15 protein-coding genes and 1 pseudogene are annotated in these 13663 nt (G+C 57.7%); 5 read left to right on the top strand and 11 right to left on the bottom strand.

Features of this window, described 5'->3' with window-relative positions; translation table 11 throughout:
* Positions 1–78: 78 nt before the first annotated feature.
* From WKS99_RS12415 to WKS99_RS12400, 4 genes are read right to left on the bottom strand one after another with little or no spacing between them, the layout of a single operon-like run.
* Entirely contained in the window at positions 79–846 is a 768-nt protein-coding gene (locus WKS99_RS12415) for an SDR family NAD(P)-dependent oxidoreductase (RefSeq protein WP_186851787.1), read from the bottom strand.
* A gap of 52 nt (positions 847–898) precedes the next feature.
* Positions 899–1660 carry an IclR family transcriptional regulator gene (locus tag WKS99_RS12410; RefSeq protein WP_186851788.1) on the bottom strand — a complete coding sequence of 254 codons (762 nt, stop codon included), beginning with the start codon at positions 1658–1660 and terminating at the stop codon, positions 899–901.
* Between the two features lie 28 nt (positions 1661–1688).
* Positions 1689–2642 (bottom strand): C-terminal binding protein, encoded by a 954-nt coding sequence (locus tag WKS99_RS12405; RefSeq protein ID WP_240288524.1) that lies wholly within the window; start codon positions 2640–2642, stop codon positions 1689–1691.
* Between the two features lie 10 nt (positions 2643–2652).
* Positions 2653–3675 carry a zinc-dependent alcohol dehydrogenase gene (locus WKS99_RS12400; RefSeq protein WP_240288522.1) on the bottom strand — a complete coding sequence of 341 codons (1023 nt, stop codon included), beginning with the start codon at positions 3673–3675 and terminating at the stop codon, positions 2653–2655.
* 540 nt (positions 3676–4215) lie between these two features.
* Here WKS99_RS12400 and thrS point away from each other — a divergent pair.
* The 4 genes from thrS to WKS99_RS12380 all read left to right on the top strand — a co-directional run bounded on the left by thrS (position 4216) and on the right by WKS99_RS12380 (position 7911).
* Entirely contained in the window at positions 4216–5973 is a 1758-nt protein-coding gene (thrS, locus tag WKS99_RS12395) for a threonine--tRNA ligase (protein WP_340406291.1), read from the top strand.
* Between the two features lie 103 nt (positions 5974–6076).
* Positions 6077–6697, top strand: a complete 621-nt coding sequence (locus WKS99_RS12390; protein ID WP_147573092.1) for a flavin reductase — start codon at positions 6077–6079, stop codon at positions 6695–6697.
* Between the two features lie 135 nt (positions 6698–6832).
* Positions 6833–7393: an RNA polymerase sigma factor gene (locus WKS99_RS12385; protein WP_147573094.1), complete on the top strand. Its 561-nt coding sequence runs from the start codon at positions 6833–6835 to the stop codon at positions 7391–7393.
* Complete coding sequence (locus WKS99_RS12380) at positions 7390–7911, top strand: hypothetical protein (RefSeq protein WP_340406287.1); 522 nt, start codon at positions 7390–7392, stop codon at positions 7909–7911. Before WKS99_RS12385 ends, WKS99_RS12380 begins: the two co-directional genes overlap by 4 nt.
* Positions 7912–8164: 253 nt before the next feature.
* Here WKS99_RS12380 and WKS99_RS12375 read toward each other — a convergent pair whose 3' ends face one another.
* The 4 genes from WKS99_RS12375 to WKS99_RS12360 are packed head-to-tail and all read right to left on the bottom strand — an operon-like array spanning position 8165 to position 9510.
* Complete coding sequence (locus WKS99_RS12375) at positions 8165–8854, bottom strand: CHAP domain-containing protein (RefSeq protein ID WP_340406285.1); 690 nt, start codon at positions 8852–8854, stop codon at positions 8165–8167.
* Positions 8851–9057, bottom strand: a complete 207-nt coding sequence (locus WKS99_RS12370) for a hypothetical protein (protein ID WP_147573100.1) — start codon at positions 9055–9057, stop codon at positions 8851–8853. The genes WKS99_RS12375 and WKS99_RS12370 overlap by 4 nt, the downstream gene beginning before the upstream one ends.
* Positions 9041–9286 carry a hypothetical protein gene (locus WKS99_RS12365; protein WP_147573102.1) on the bottom strand — a complete coding sequence of 82 codons (246 nt, stop codon included), beginning with the start codon at positions 9284–9286 and terminating at the stop codon, positions 9041–9043. Before WKS99_RS12365 ends, WKS99_RS12370 begins: the two co-directional genes overlap by 17 nt.
* Positions 9283–9510, bottom strand: a complete 228-nt coding sequence (locus WKS99_RS12360) for a hypothetical protein (RefSeq protein ID WP_186851795.1) — start codon at positions 9508–9510, stop codon at positions 9283–9285. Before WKS99_RS12360 ends, WKS99_RS12365 begins: the two co-directional genes overlap by 4 nt.
* A gap of 535 nt (positions 9511–10045) precedes the next feature.
* Here WKS99_RS12360 and WKS99_RS12355 point away from each other — a divergent pair.
* Complete coding sequence (locus WKS99_RS12355) at positions 10046–11275, top strand: HlyC/CorC family transporter (protein ID WP_243200880.1); 1230 nt, start codon at positions 10046–10048, stop codon at positions 11273–11275.
* Between the two features lie 85 nt (positions 11276–11360).
* On the opposite strand, the gene WKS99_RS12350 is transcribed toward WKS99_RS12355, so the two are convergent.
* The 3 genes and pseudogenes from WKS99_RS12350 to WKS99_RS12340 form a co-directional block, all read right to left on the bottom strand.
* A complete protein-coding gene (locus WKS99_RS12350) occupies positions 11361–11765 on the bottom strand; it encodes a NifB/NifX family molybdenum-iron cluster-binding protein (RefSeq protein ID WP_240288925.1) in 405 nt (134 codons plus the stop codon).
* Positions 11766–11918: 153 nt separating this feature from the next.
* Positions 11919–12131: pseudogene (locus WKS99_RS12345) on the bottom strand (ArsR/SmtB family transcription factor); the annotation flags it as partial.
* 120 nt (positions 12132–12251) lie between these two features.
* Positions 12252–13610, bottom strand: a complete 1359-nt coding sequence (locus tag WKS99_RS12340) for a PFL family protein (RefSeq protein ID WP_340406281.1) — start codon at positions 13608–13610, stop codon at positions 12252–12254.
* Positions 13611–13663: the final 53 nt, after the last annotated feature.

Raw genomic sequence — 13663 nt, 5'->3', positions numbered from 1 at the left:
CCCCCGCTCGATTGCCATTTCGAGCGGGGGCCTTCCGTATACTATATTAAGAGCTTACGGGTGCCTAGCAGGACCGCCTTACTTAACCAAGTAGCCGCCGTCCACAGGAATGACGGCCCCGTTGAGGTAGTCAGAGGCCCGGGAGGCCAGAAATACCACTGTCCCCTTCATATCCTCTGGGGTGCCCCAGCGGTGGGCGGGGATCCGGTCGGTGATCTCACGGTATCGGGGGTTGCTGACATCGGTGAGTGCCACATTCATATCTGTATCCATATAGCCGGGGGCGATGGCGTTGACCTGGATTCCCTTGGAGGCCAGCTCATTGCACAGGGCTTTGGTCATCTGGGCCACTCCCCCTTTTGAGGCGGCATAGGCGGGGACGGTCATACCGCCAAAGAAGCTGAGCATAGAGGCAATGTTGACAATCTTCCCGCAGGGCTGTTCCTTTTTTAGAAATTCTTTGGCAGCCATTTGACACAGGTCAAAGGGAGCGGTCAGGTTGACATTGAGTACGTCCTTCCAGTCCTGAAGAGGAAATTCGGGGCTGGGGTGGCGGCGCTGTATGCCGGCGGCATTGACCAGAATATCCAGGCCGCCCAGCAGAGCGACGGCTTGGTCAAAGGCCTCCTGCCTGGCCCGGTCGTCGGCCAGGTCCACGGCGATGCCTTTGCACCAATAGCCCTTTGCTTCGAATTGGGCGGCCACCTCGATCACCTTTTTGCTGGTACCAAAGATGACTACAGCGGCGCCGGCCTCCATCAGGCCCTCCGCCATGCCGTGGCCCAGTCCTCTAGTGCCGCCGGTGACAATAGCCTTTTTCCCGGTGAGATCAAATAAGCTGTTCATGGGAAAACCTTCCTTTCTCCGCAGGCCTCTAGGCCCGCGCTATCATCGTGTATCAAAGGGAATAGCCGATCAGTTCAGTCAGTCGGACCTTCACTTCCCGCAACAGATCGGCATACCGATCCTGATTCTGTCTCATACGAGCGTCCGAGCTGGAAATACTGACCGCGTAGGCCGGCCTGCCGGTCACGTCCAGGATGTCAACAGCGACACAGGAGATGCCAGGCTCCCGCTCCTCCCAGTCATAGGATACCCCCGCCAGCCTGCATTCCTCCAGCTGGCGCTCCAGCTCGGGAAGGGAAGACACCGTGTTGGGGGTATAGGTGATGATCTGGGAGCGGGACCAGATGTCCTCCACCTCCTGGCGGGACATATCGGCCATCATGGACTTGCCCACAGCAGTGCTGTACATGGGTAGCTCCATGCCCAGGCAGGAGCCCATGACGACTACACCAGAGGAGGGAATGACCTTGTCGATATACCGGATATTGGTGTCCGACCGCTCGGCGAAGTGGATGGTTTCGCAAGCCTGCTCGGATAACTGCTGGAGCAACGGGTGGGCCAGCTGGATAACTGTGCTGTGCTGGGGCACCCGCTGTCCCAGTGCGAGCATCTTATAAGTCAACCCGTACCGGCTGGTGTTCTCATTCTGCCTGACATAGCCCAGCTCTGTCAGTGTGCCTAGAATGCGATGGACCGTAGTGACGCTGAGTCCGGTAGCGCCGTGGAGCTCCCGGACGCCCATCTCTCCCTGTGCGGCCAACTGCTCCAGAATGGAGAAGGCGCGAGCAACGGACTGAATGGTATCCTCGGCCATGGAGATTCCTCCTCTTGATTGGTGAATTTCAAATTTGGTTGACCGGATACAGCACCTTTTCCCCAGTGGCAAAGCGTACGGCCTCCTCGGCCACCTTGCGCTTCATCTCCTGGGCGGCCTCCTCGGAGTACCAGGCGATGTGGGGGGTGCACAGGAAATTCTCCAGCTCCAGCAGCTTGCTGGGGCGGGGAAGAGGCTCCTTCGCTGTGACGTCCAAGGCCGCGCCGGCGATCAGGGCGGTGGTCAGGGCGGTGTACAGGTCCTCCTCATTGACGATACCACCACGGGAGGTGTTGACCAGATAGGCGCCCCGCTTCATTTTTTGGAAGGCGGCCAGGTCGAACAAATCGCGGGTGCAGGGCTGGAGAGGGCAGTGAATGCTGATCATGTCGGCCTGCTCGAGCAGGGTGTCAAAGGATACGAGTTCCACTCCGTCAACCTGAGTGCCTGGCTGATACAAGGGATCATAGGCGATGCGCCGGCAGTCGAAGCCACCCATACGCTTGGCGAAAGTACGGCCGATGCGACCCATGCCCACGATACCTACCGTCTGGCCGGGGATGCGATGGATGGGCACCCCGTAGGAGTAGTCCCAGTCGGTGCCCTTGGTGTAGTTAACCATAGTGACAGTCTTACGCACCAGGGACAGCATGAGGGCCATGGCGTGATCTGCTACCTCGTTCATGCCGTAGTCAGGGACGTTGCATACCTGTACCCCCATCTCGGCGGCCGCGACGCAGTCGATATTATCTACCCCCACACCATAACGGACAATCATTTTCAGTTCGGGGCGCAGAGCCTGGATGACCCGGCGGGTCAGGGGGGTATACTGGTTCAGAATAATCTCGGCCCCCTTCAGCTGCTGAATAGCCTCCTCCTCCGTGTGGCACTGATAGAGGGTGAAATCCATACCAGCCTTCTGAAAGACGGCCTCCTCCTGGGCTAGATTCACATGGTCGTTATCGGAAATGACAATCTTCATGTTCCTCTCCTTACCTGCGGCAGTCCACCATGACCTTGACGGTGGGGACCTGGGGATCGTGGATCATATCGAAGACGTTGGCACAGTCGGACAGGGGCAGGACATGGCTGATGAGCAGCTCCAACTCGTCAGAGATGCGCTGAGTCAGCTCCACGGCCTGGCCAAAGTCCCGTTTGGTGTAAACACGGGTAGCAGTCATGTTCAGTTCACGGAAATGCATATCGGCTAGAGCCACGGGATGGGGGGCCTTATGTACGCCTACCAGGCAGATCATGCCGTCCGTGCGGCAGGGAGTAGTCATCTCCAAAGCGGCAGATTCGGCCCCGGTACATTCAAAAACAATGTCGGCCCCGTCTCCATTGGTGGCCTGACGGACATACTGGGTCAAGTCTGCTTCCTTGGAGTTGACCGCGTCAAAGCCCAACTTGGCGGCCATCTCCAGTCTGGCCTGATCAAAGTCGGAGATGATGATGCGGGAGGCTCCGCTGTGCTTGGCTACCACACCCACTAAGGCTCCGATAGGACCGGCTCCCATGATGACAATGCTGTCCATCGGCTTAAAGCCGGCTCGGTGCAGAGTGTGGACAGCCACAGCTAGAGGCTCGATGATTCCCGCTACTTTGCTGGAGACAGAAGCCGGGACCTTGAACAGTACATCAGTGTCACAGCACACATATTCGGCTACACCACCGTCTAGGTCGATGCCGATGATCTTCAGGGTATCGCACACATGGGGCCGGCCATTCCGGCAGGCAAAGCAGTGTCCACAGGAGATCAGAGGGTAGGGAGCAACTCGGTCGCCAACCTGAAAACCATTAGAGTCACCGGAGATATCTTCAATGACGCCAACAAATTCATGGCCTAGGACGAGAGGGGCCTTGGCCCGGGGATGGGTGCCGCTATAGATGCCAATGTCAGAGCCGCAGATACCGCAGTAGTCGATGCGGATCAGGGCCTGGCCCTCCTTGGGAACGGGCTTTTCCACTTCACGGACAGCCACCTTTTTAGGGCCTTCATAGATGAGAGCTTTCACAATGAGTTTCCTCCTTTTAGTGTTCCAATATACGGAACAATGTTTCGTAAATATATTTTAACACGCAGAAATAGAGAAAGTCAATACAGAACCAAAGAAAAGGACATATACGGGCTATATCCCGCCTGTACGCTCTTGACAATCGGCTGAGGGGGTGATATAGTACCTGTGTTAAAACGGCTGAGAAGGAGAAGAAGCCTGAATCGACCACCCAGAGAGGGGCGCCCTGTGCTGAAAGTGCTCTGTGGAAGCGATGGCTGGTACCACTCCAGAGCTGCCCGGGACGACCGGGCCGGGGCTTTCCCGTTACAGGAGGTCACAAGCGGCAAGTTGTCCCGCTTTGCCTGTTCACGACGCGCAGGACTGGCGGCCTACGGCTGCCTCCCTCCGGTCCGCCCGCGTTGATCGAGACGGCGCGGTGATTCTTGCAAGCAGGGTGGAACCGTGGTGCGTATCAATACGCTTCACCCCTGACACATATCAGGGGCGGAGCGTATTTTTTTGTTCCTTCCCCTAAACGCGAGAAAGGAGCGACTGAAAATGTCCGAAGAAAACATCTATACCTTTGAAAATCCCGAATACCGCCAAACCTACTGGCATACCTGTTCCCATGTGATGGCCCAGGCGGTCAAGCGTCTGTGGCCCGAGGTAAAGCTGGCCATCGGACCCTCCATTGACGAGGGCTGGTACTACGACATGGACGCCCCCTTCGCCTTTACTCCGGAGCACCTGGAGCAGATCGAGGCAGAGATGCGGAAGATCTGCAAGGAGAAGCTGAAGCTGGAGCGGTTTGAGCTGCCCCGGTCGGAGGCGATTCAATTCATGGAGGAGAAGGGCGAGCCATACAAGGTAGAGCTCATCCATGACCTGCCCGAGGATGCGGTCATCTCCTTCTATAAGCAGGGGGAGTTTACCGACCTGTGCGCCGGCCCCCACCTAGACTCCACCGGCCGCATTAAGGGCAACGCCTTGAAGCTTACCGCCTGCAACGCCGCTTACTGGCGGGGGGACTCCAACCGGGAGACTCTCCAGCGCATCTACGGCATCGCCTTCCCCAAAAAGGACGAGTTGGACGAATATCTGGCCCGGATCGAGGAGGCCAAAAAGCGGGACCACCGGAAGCTGGGCAAGGAACTGGGCTTGTTCATGCTCCGGGACGAGGGCCCCGGCTTCCCCTTCTTCCTGCCCAAGGGCATGACCTTGAAGAATACCCTGCTGGACTACTGGCGGCAGGTCCACAAGAAGTACGGCTATGTGGAGATTTCCACCCCCATCATGCTCAACCGTCAGCTGTGGGAGAGATCCGGTCACTGGGACCACTACAAGAATAATATGTACACCACGGTCATCGATGACGTGGACTTTGCCGTCAAGCCCATGAACTGCCCCGGAGGTATGCTGGTCTATGCCAGCGAGCCCCATTCCTATCGGGAGCTGCCCCTGCGGGTGGGGGAGATCGGCCTGGTCCACCGCCACGAATTATCTGGCGCCCTTCACGGCCTGTTCCGCGTCCGCTGCTTCAACCAGGACGACGCCCATGTGTTTATGACCAGGGACCAGATGCAGGACGTGATTCAGGAGACGGTCCGCCTGTTTGACGAGGTCTACTCTGTCTTTGGGTTGAGCTATACCATTGAGCTGTCCACTATGCCGGAGGATCACATCGGCACCGTGGAGGAGTGGGAGCGCAACCAGGAGATTTTGAAAAACGCTATCACCGACATGGGCAAGGACTTTGTTATCAACGAGGGGGATGGAGCCTTCTACGGCCCCAAGCTGGACTTCCACCTGGCTGACTCTCTGGGCCGTACTTGGCAGTGCGGCACCATTCAACTGGACAGCCAGCTCCCTGAACGCTTCGAGCTGGAGTACACCGGCGAGGACGGCCAGAAGCACCGCCCTGTCATGATCCACCGAGTGGTGCTGGGCTCTATTGAGCGATTCATCGGCGTTATCACCGAGCACTTTGCCGGGGCTTTCCCCGCCTGGCTCAATCCCGTCCAGGTGAAGGTGCTCCCTGTCACCGACCGGGCCGCACAGTATGCCGATCAGGTGTGCAAGGCCCTAGACCAGGCCGGCTTCCGGGTGGAGGTGGACCACCGCAACGAGAAGATCGGAAAGAAGATTCGGGAGGCCACTATGGAGAAGGTGCCCTATATGCTGGTGGTAGGCGACCGGGACGTGGAGAACAATACCGTGTCTGTCCGGCACCGCACCGGCGAGGATCTGGGTGCCATGTCCCTGACAGATTTCTCTGCTCTGCTGGCCAACGAAGTGGACAACAAGATTATCAAATAAATCACGCAAAAACCGCCGGAAACCCGTTTCCGGCGGTTTTTTTGCGCTTTGCGGGACATACTGGAAGGAGAAAAAGCTGGCCTGGCCGCCAAGGAGGAACGCCATGAAAAACGAAAGAGCTATGTATGCTATAAGCTACGGCCTGTTTGTTCTCACCGCCCGTCAGGGGGAGCGGGACAACGGCTGTATCATTAACACCGCCGTCCAGGTGACGGCCCAGCCCAACCGCGTTACCATAGCCGTCAACAAGGGAAACCTAACCCACGACATGATTCAGGAGACCGGAAAATTTAACCTGTCAGTCCTGTCTGAAGAGGCGGACTTCCAGTTGTTCAAGCGGTTTGGCTTTCAGTCCGGCCGGGATAGCGACAAATTTGCCGGGACCGAGGACCAGGTCCGGCGGGGGGAGAACGGCCTGCTCTATCTGACACGGGGAACCAACGCCTGGCTGTCCTGCCGGGTCGTGTCCCATCTTGACCTGGGCAGCCACACCCTGTTTTTGGCGGATGTGGAGGATGGAGACCTGCTCAACGACCAGGCCAGCGCCACCTATGCCTATTACCAGGGCCACATCAAGCCTGGTGATTTTACCCACGCCACCGGGGACAAGAAGCGGTGGGTGTGTAGGATATGCGGTTATGTATACGAGGGGGACGAGCTGCCGGCGGACTATATTTGTCCCTGGTGCAAGCACCCAGCCTCGGATTTTGAGCAAGTAAAATAAAAAACCAGGGCCGGAGGGAAACCTCCGGCCCTGGTTTTCGTCTTGAGAAATAAGATGGTTGCGGCAAGACGGATTTCAGGCTAAAATACCTTTAGAGGATTGATTCTTTTGCCGCGTCCAAAAAGGAGGAGCGCCATGGAGGACCATAAGATCATCGACCTGTACTGGGCCCGGTCCCAGCAGGCTATTGTGGAGAGTGACCAGAAATACGGGCCCTACTGCCGCGCCATCGCCCTTGGGATACTGGCTATGCGGGAGGACGCTGAGGAGTGCGTCAACGACACCTGGCTCCGGGCGTGGAACGCTATGCCGCCCCAGCGCCCCTCGGTGCTGTCTGCCTTCTTCGGCAAGCTGACCCGCAACCTGTCCCTGGACCGGTGGCGGCGGGAGCGGGCGGCCAAGCGGGGCGGCGGTCAGGTGGAGGTGGCTCTCCAGGAGCTGGAGGACTGCCTGCCGGACTGTAGGGTGCCAGACCAGGAGCTGGATGCCAGGGAGACAGCCGACCTGATCTCCACCTTTTTGCGGACCCAGCCGGAGCTGGACCGCCGGCTTTTTGTCCGTCGATACTTCCATCTGGAGGCATTGTCTTCGCTGGGAAAGCGGTTTGGACTGACGGAGAGCCAGGTGAAGTCCCGGCTCTACCGGACCCGCCAAAAGCTGAAGCTGTTGTTGGAGCATGAGGGGGTGGCCATATGACATCGGAGTATTTGCTGGATGCCATGGGGCTGCTGGACGACGACATGATCCAGGACGCGGAGGAGGGGGCCAAGCCGGCCTTTGACTGGCGGAGATGGGGGGCGTGGGCCGCCTGTCTGGCTCTGGTAGTGGCTCTTGGTTATGGCGCCTCTCAGTTAGGAGCAGGCCAAGATGGAAGCAGCGCTGATACTGCTGGAGGTATTCCCTCCTCCTCTTCTGGAGAGGCCGGCGCTGCAAACAGTGACAGCACTGCTACCGCACCGGGGGAGAACTGTCAGCAGGGAGAGGGCGCTATTCTGGTATACCGGGATGGCCAGACTTACCATATCGTCCGCTCTGTGGAGAAGCTGCCGGAGGACAGCGAGCTTTTGGGTCTGCTGGAGCGGAACGACGGAGCGTTCCTGTACACGGACAGTGAGGAATATGCGGGCTGTGAAGTCTGGGAGGACGGTAGCGGATTCCTCTATGTCCAGATGCCGGACGGCACCTTCGCCCAGGCGGAGCTGGTACAGCCGTAGATACAGGCAGAACAGTGGGGAGGATTTCGTTTCGAAGTCCTCCCCATAGTTGTTTCATGACAGATGAGACAGTGGATGGGAAAGAAGGGGCTCTTTTGGTCTGCCACCATATCGTCTCCGCCCCAAAGAGCAGAGACGAATGATTTTAAGGAGAGTGAAAGAGAACGGTCTGTTTAGCTGATATAGGAAAAGTATACCGAATGCTGCGTCACGTTCTTTTTATCCTCCTCATTTTTATTGTATCAAGATAGATTTACTGGCCGCTGATCTTCCCTAGAAGATTGGCATAGCTCACAGCGGCCTCTTCCCGCGTCAGGAAGGACTTGGGGCGGGCAATAGAGCCGCCCACCTCGCTCATGACGCCCGCAGCGACGGTCCGACGGATTTGACCAGCATACCCTGGCTCTGCCTTCTGCTGGGACAGGTCGTCCAGATAGCGGTCCATATATTTTTTCCAGTCCTCGTAAGACATCTGCTCCCCCTCCTGATAGTTGGGGCGGTAAGCGCCCACGATGTATGTTTTGTCCCGCTTCCGCCGCATGACGGAGCCGCCGTTGGCCTCGCTGCCGGAGCCAGTGTTGCCGTCGATGGTGGTGATATACTGTCCGTCCCAGTCCTCGCAGAGGCCTACGTGCTGGGCATTTTTCTTCCCATCAAAGTTGAAGAAAATGACGTCGCCAGGGCGATAGTCGGACACGGCCTGCGCCCTGTGGTAGGACAGGAGAGTGGGACAGTAGGCCGTTTTTCCCCCGCCGTAGTATAGTTCGGACGCCCCGGCTTCCCGGAAGCACCACCACAGAAAGACGGCGCACCAGGCGTAGCTGCCGCCGGACACCTCTCGGCCGTAGTAGGCTGTGTTGTATTTGACCCGGTTGCTGTCGGCTGGCTGCTCCTTGATGCCCAGCTCCTTCCGGGCAGTGGATAGGAGCCGTTCCACAGTCATTCTTCTGTACCTCCATCCACCGCGTCCTGGAGCTTCTGACTCTGGGTGCCAAAGTAAAAGGCGATGATAACCGCGTAGATGGTCATGAAATCCTGGTCGATACGGGAGGAAATTGCCAGATAGGCAAATACGCCAGTTAGAACCAGGGTGACGATACTTTTGACGGAAAAGAGCACGGACAGACGTTTATAAATGTTGTTCAAGGTTATCTTCCTTCCTGTTTGTCAATATCGTTTTAAGGGACAGGAGCAGCAGCTCGCCGCCGAAAAAACCGAGGATGACGCCTAGGAGCGCCGCGGGATCACTGCCGGTCCTAGACAGGATGCGAAGGGCCCACAGGCTGCTCAGACTGCCGAAGGCGACGCAGTATACCACAGTGACCTTGGCAAACAGATGCGGTACATCCCGGAGCCACTGAAACAGTCCTCTCATGGCCGTCCTCCCTTCAAATCCCGGATATCGTGTTCCGCCTCTGTCATCCGACCCTCCAACTGGTAGGTGCGCTCGACAAGCTTGTTGTGCTCGGCTACCTTGAGTTCCAGCTGTTCGATGCGGTAGTTGGTCAGCTTGTTGGCCACCAGGATGCCGCCAAAGGTACCCACCAGAGTGCCAATCAGGGACATGGACGCGGCAGCTAGGGCTGTATAGTCTATCATGGCGCCACCTCCTGGGACAGCTTTGGGTCCGTAGGTAAAAAGAGGGTGGGATGCCGGATGTGCTGCCAGCGGGGCGATTTTTCCGCTGTCCTGCCTTCCCTGGCCTCTGACCAGCCGGGCCTGTTGTCAATATGTTTGATAGAGATCACCTCCAATCTAACAGGGCACAGGTCCGTTGGAGGACGTTTTGGGACAACTAGACAGGAAAAGTTTTGTGGGAGTGCCAGGAGAGACTAAGAGATTCGGATGGTAAAAATAGGGACACACACAAGGGGCGGAAAATGGAGCTGAAGATGTACGGCAAGCCGGGAGAAAATGAAGCGGGATAGGGGTAACCTCTGTGGGATAATTCATCATTTTTTTTGTGAAGAAACCGTAAAAATTGGGGATGATATTGACAAACAACGAGAAGATGTATTTGCATTGTAAGGGAAATCATGGTATACTAACAAACTAATATGGGACCCGTGGCCCATAATTTTATCAGGAAAGCAGAGTTGATACATTTCCAATGTTAGACAGTGCCAGTATCGGGATGATTATTGCGCTAATCATTCTGATCGCCATGTCAGCCTATTTCTCCGCGACGGAGACCGCATTTACCTCACTGAACCGCATCCGCCTAAAAAATAAGGCGGACAACGGCAGCCGCCGGGCCGTCAAGGCCCTTGAGCTGTCAGAGGAGTACGACAAGCTGTTGTCTACTATCCTCATCGGCAACAATATTGTCAACAACGTAGCGACCACCATCGGCGCGGTATTGTTTATCAAGCTGCTTAATGAAGAGAGCGGCCCCGCGGTATCCGCTGCGGTACTGACCATCGTGATCCTCATCTTTGGCGAGGTCACCCCCAAGAGCCTGGCAAAGGAAAATCCGGAGGGCTTTGCCATGTTTTCCGTCTCCCTGCTCCAAATCTTCGTGGTAGTCTTGACTCCTTTGAATTTCCTGTTTACCCAATGGAAACGCCTGATGTCCAAGATCTTTCGCAGCAGACGGGACGACGGCATCACAGAGGAGGAACTGGTGGGCATGGTAGAGCAGGCCAGGACCGAGGGCGGCCTGGACGAGCATGAGGGAGACCTAATTCGTAACGCCATCGAGTTCAATGACCTGGAGGTGTCCGAGATCCTTACCCCTCGGGTAGATTTAGTGGCTGCTGAGGAGGGAAGCACCATGGAGGAGGTGGCCTCCCTCTTCGTGGAGAGCGGCTACTCCCGCATCCCTATCTATCATGAGACTATCGACAACATCGTGGGCGTCGTCCATGAGAAGGACTTTTACGCGGCCCGATACCGGGGAGAAACTATGCTGTCTCACCTCAAATCCCCTGTGTTTTATACCACTGGAAACACCAAAATATCAGAGCTGCTCCGTATCCTGCAGAAGAACAAAGCCCATATGGCCATAGTGGTGGACGAGTACGGCGGGACAGAGGGTATCGCCACATTGGAGGACATCCTGGAGGAACTAGTGGGTGAGATCTGGGATGAGCATGACGAGGTTATTGAGATATTCCAGAAGCAGCCGGACGGCAGCTATCTTATCGCCTGCTCCGCCGATCTGGATGATATGTACGATTTGTTCCAGGTCAAAGGAGCCTGTGAAGCGGCTACCGTGTCCGGCTGGGTCATGGAGCAGGTGGGCCGGGTTCCCGAGGAGGGAGACCACTTTGAGGCTGAGGGCCTGGATGTAACCGTCACCCGGGTTGAGCACCGGCGGGTGCTGGAGATCCAGGTCCGGATGATTGACTCCGGGGAAGAATGAGCAAAAAGGGTGCCGATACCTCTGGTATCGGCACCCTTTTTACATTACCGCTGTCTAGATACAGGGAAAGAGGGAACAAGGCGTTTTATCCGTTTCCGGCGCAGCCGTGCTTGTCCTCCCCGCAGGAATGGCTATGGCAGTTATGCTCCCCATCATGATGGTGGCTGCACATGGTGTCCGGATCATACTCCAACCGGCCGGCCAGCAGGTCGGCCGCCGCTTGGTCAGCGTCGCCGGTGACGCCGGGATAGAGCTGAATGCCAGCCTGGGCCAGAGCGGTCCTGGCCCCACCACCAATGCCTCCACAGATCAGGGTGTCCACCCCAAGATTTTGAAGGAATCCAGCCAGGGCTCCGTGGCCGCTGCCAGCGGCGCTGACCACCTGGGATGAGCGGACGGATCCCTCCTCCACAGAGTACACCTTGAACTGTTCACAGTGGCCGAAGTGCTGGAATACTTGGCCGTTTTCGTAAGTGACTGCGAGTTTCATCTTATTGACCTCCCAAGATTTCGCGGAGAGGGGAGTGGGAAAGGCGTTGGCCTCTCGGCAGCCGGGGCGGCCGTCCGGACCGCAGTCCCCGCAAAGGAGCGGCGATGCCTGGGCCAGAGCTGCCAGGGCAGAGGAGACGGCCATCAGGTCCGTTCCTGCTGTCCGATAGTGGGTAAAATAGCCTCGCTTCTCACTGGAGACCAGACCGGCCTGCCTCAATACCTTTAGGTGCTGAGAAACCGCGGCCTGTGAGATGCCCAGCTGACGGGCCAGGGCGCGGACGCAGTAGTCCCGGCGGCCAAGCAGCCGAAGGATCAGCAGCCGGTTGTCGTCGGCCAGAGCCTTCAGCGCGGTGGTCAGTTCCACATCCCGCCCTCCTCTCTGTTCTGTGATGCCCCTATCATAGCACGTTTTTTAAATAAGTCAATACTTAATTAAAAAAGAAAAAAGAGAAACCGCCAAGAGGCGGTTTCTCCCGTAAAATAATCAGTTTTTCAAGCTCTGCATGGGAGCGGGGATACGGCCGCCACGGGCCACGAAGGCGTCAGCGGAGAAGGGGTGGACGGGCTGCACTGGGGCGGACCCCAGCAGCCCGCCAAACTCCACAGTATCCCCAACCCCGCAGCCAGGAGCGGGGATGATGCGGACGGCGGTAGTCTTGGAGTTGACCATACCGATGGCCGCTTCGTCAGCGATAATGGCGGAGATGGTCTGGGCCGGGGTATCCCCAGGGACGGCGATCATGTCCAGCCCCACGGAGCACACACAGGTCATGGCTTCCAGCTTGTCCAGTGTCAGGGCGCCGGACCGGGCGGCGGCAATCATCCCCTCATCCTCGCTGACCGGGATGAAAGCGCCGGACAGACCGCCCACAGAGGAGGAGGCCATGACGCCCCCCTTTTTGACTGCGTCGTTGAGCAGGGCCAGGGCGGCGGTAGTGCCGTGGGTTCCACATACCTCCAGGCCCATCTCCTCCAGGATACGGGCCACAGAGTCGCCCACTGCCGGTGTGGGGGCCAGAGACAGGTCCACAATGCCGAAGGGAGTGTCCAGCCGGCGGCTGGCCTCCTGGGCCACCAACTGACCCATGCGGGTGATGCGGAAGGCGGTCTTTTTGATGGTTTCCGCCACCACGTCGAAGGGCTGACCCCTGACCGACTGAAGGGCGTGATGGACCACGCCTGGGCCGGAAACGCCCACATTGATGACCCTTTCCGGCTCGCCCACCCCATGGAAGGCGCCGGCCATGAAGGGATTGTCCTCTACTGCGTTGCAGAACACCACCAGCTTGGCGCAGCCAAAGCCGCCCCGGTCAGCGGTGCGCTCGGCCAGCTCCTTGATGGTCCGGCCCATCATGGCCACTGCGTCCATGTCGATGCCAGCCTTGGTGGAGCCCACATTGACAGAGGAGCAGACGATGTCGGTGGTAGACAGGGCCTCTGGGATGGAGCGGATTAGGATACGGTCCGCTTCTGTCATCCCCTTTTGGACCAGGGCGGAAAAACCGCCGATAAAGTTGACTCCCGTAGCCTTAGCGGCCCGGTCCAGAGCAGCGGCGAAGGGGGCGTAATTGTCTGTCCGGGCGGCGGCAGCTACCAGGGCAATGGGAGTGACGGAGATGCGCTTGTTGACGATGGGGATACCGAACTCCTTTTCGATGGCCTCCCCTGTGGTTACCAGCTTTTCGGCATAACGGGTGATCTTGTCATAGATGTTGTCACAGGCCGCCTTCACCTCGCTGTGGGCGCAGGAGAGCAGGGAGATGCCCATGGTAATGGTACGCACATCCAGATGCTGCTGGTCGATCATCTGGATGGTCTGCATAATTTCATGTTGATTGAGCATAGTTGAACTCCTTTTATGGTCCAGCTTGGACCTTTCAATAAAATCACGCCCCG

It is taken from the genome of Flintibacter sp. HCN-6482, from assembly GCF_037892565.1.
Lineage (GTDB): Bacteria > Bacillota > Clostridia > Oscillospirales > Oscillospiraceae > Lawsonibacter > Lawsonibacter aceti.
The sequence above is the reverse complement of the archived record's forward strand: the minus strand, read 5'-3'. Positions and strand labels throughout refer to the sequence as shown.

What these genes read in the sequence shown, in the direction of transcription:
- WKS99_RS12385 (WP_147573094.1), top strand. Translation starts at nt 6,833, where the DNA reads ATGGAGGACCATAAGATCATCGACCTGTACTGGGCCCGGTCCCAGCAG.
- WKS99_RS12365 (WP_147573102.1), bottom strand. Translation starts at nt 9,286, where the DNA reads ATGAGAGGACTGTTTCAGTGGCTCCGGGATGTACCGCATCTGTTTGCC.
- WKS99_RS12355 (WP_243200880.1), top strand. Translation starts at nt 10,046, where the DNA reads ATGATTATTGCGCTAATCATTCTGATCGCCATGTCAGCCTATTTCTCC.
- WKS99_RS12380 (WP_340406287.1), top strand. Translation starts at nt 7,390, where the DNA reads ATGACATCGGAGTATTTGCTGGATGCCATGGGGCTGCTGGACGACGAC.
- thrS (WP_340406291.1), top strand. Translation starts at nt 4,216, where the DNA reads ATGTCCGAAGAAAACATCTATACCTTTGAAAATCCCGAATACCGCCAA.
- WKS99_RS12350 (WP_240288925.1), bottom strand. Translation starts at nt 11,765, where the DNA reads ATGAAACTCGCAGTCACTTACGAAAACGGCCAAGTATTCCAGCACTTC.
- WKS99_RS12360 (WP_186851795.1), bottom strand. Translation starts at nt 9,510, where the DNA reads ATGATAGACTATACAGCCCTAGCTGCCGCGTCCATGTCCCTGATTGGC.
- WKS99_RS12410 (WP_186851788.1), bottom strand. Translation starts at nt 1,660, where the DNA reads ATGGCCGAGGATACCATTCAGTCCGTTGCTCGCGCCTTCTCCATTCTG.
- WKS99_RS12415 (WP_186851787.1), bottom strand. Translation starts at nt 846, where the DNA reads ATGAACAGCTTATTTGATCTCACCGGGAAAAAGGCTATTGTCACCGGC.
- WKS99_RS12390 (WP_147573092.1), top strand. Translation starts at nt 6,077, where the DNA reads ATGAAAAACGAAAGAGCTATGTATGCTATAAGCTACGGCCTGTTTGTT.
- WKS99_RS12375 (WP_340406285.1), bottom strand. Translation starts at nt 8,854, where the DNA reads ATGACTGTGGAACGGCTCCTATCCACTGCCCGGAAGGAGCTGGGCATC.
- WKS99_RS12340 (WP_340406281.1), bottom strand. Translation starts at nt 13,610, where the DNA reads ATGCTCAATCAACATGAAATTATGCAGACCATCCAGATGATCGACCAG.
- WKS99_RS12405 (WP_240288524.1), bottom strand. Translation starts at nt 2,642, where the DNA reads ATGAAGATTGTCATTTCCGATAACGACCATGTGAATCTAGCCCAGGAG.